1 protein-coding gene is annotated in these 1047 nt (G+C 58.6%); it reads right to left on the reverse strand.

Features of this window, described 5'->3' with window-relative positions; genetic code table 11:
- Nucleotides 1–15: 15 nt before the first annotated feature.
- A protein-coding gene (locus AF337_RS39780; protein WP_244471190.1) for an IS630 family transposase occupies nucleotides 16–959 on the reverse strand; the annotation gives its coding sequence in 2 pieces (ribosomal slippage) (nucleotides 16–623 and nucleotides 623–959; 945 coding nt in all).
- Nucleotides 960–1047 lie beyond the last annotated feature (88 nt).

Raw genomic sequence — 1047 nt, forward strand, 5'->3', positions numbered from 1 at the left:
TAGAGCAGATCCTGTTCAATCCGGGTCATATCCGGCAGCCCTGAAGTAGTTGGCGCATTCTGCAGGAGTGAAGCGGGGTATCAAAGCGCCGACTGCGTCCCATAGGGCGTCGATCTTCCTCTCCGCCCTGCCGCGCAACATGGCTTTCAGTTTCGAGAAGGCGTTTTCGATGGGGTTGAAGTCGGGACTATAGGGTGGAAGGAACATGAGCGTAGCGCCAGCGCGCTCGATTGCGTCGCGCACACCGGCTGTCTTGTGAGCTGGGAGGTTATCCATGACCACAACGTCACCAGTCTGAAGGGTCGGCAGCAACACCTGCTCGATATAGGCCAGAAAGACGTTACCGTTCATCGCGCCGTCGTAGACAAACGGTGCGGTCATTCCCGTAAGGCGCAACGCTCCGGTGAAGGTCGTTGTTTTCCAATGCCCATGTGGCACGCCGGCTCGGCATCGTTCGCCTCGAAGTGCACGTCCGCGCAGACGTGCCATCTTCGTCGAAAGGCCAGTTTCATCGATGAAGATCAGCTTCTCCGGATCGAGATCGAGCTGACCATCAAACCAGATGCGCCGGCGCTTCAGGACATCCGGCCGGTCTTGCTCCAGTGCATGTGCGGTCTTTTTTTAAACGTCCAGCCGCGGCCTCGTAGCCAGGCGCCAAGTGCACTCCGGCTGATCTTCACCTGCCGCTCGGCGAACAAGCGCCCGACCATTTCATCGAGCGTCACGTCCTTACGGTCTTCGATCAGTGCGACGACAAATGCCTCGTGTGCATCCAGCGCCGATGGTCGTCGCCAGCCTTGCGGCCGCGACGTCAGTTCACCCTCTTTCGCTCTTGCGATCCAGCGGATCGCCGTTGAAATCCCAACTCCGAACCGAGCTGCGGCCTGCCGTGCAGACATACCCGACGCAGACGCCTTCACTACCCGTAATCGAAGATCATCGCTCAGTGCCTGTGCCATCATCCACCTCTTCGCTGTGGATGTTGAATCAGATGCGGCTCGCTACGTCACCTCACATTCGATTCATCGATCGCAGGACCTGCTCTAG

The organism is Rhizobium ecuadorense (genome assembly GCF_001187535.1).
In the GTDB taxonomy this organism is placed as follows: Bacteria; Pseudomonadota; Alphaproteobacteria; order Rhizobiales; family Rhizobiaceae; genus Rhizobium; species Rhizobium ecuadorense.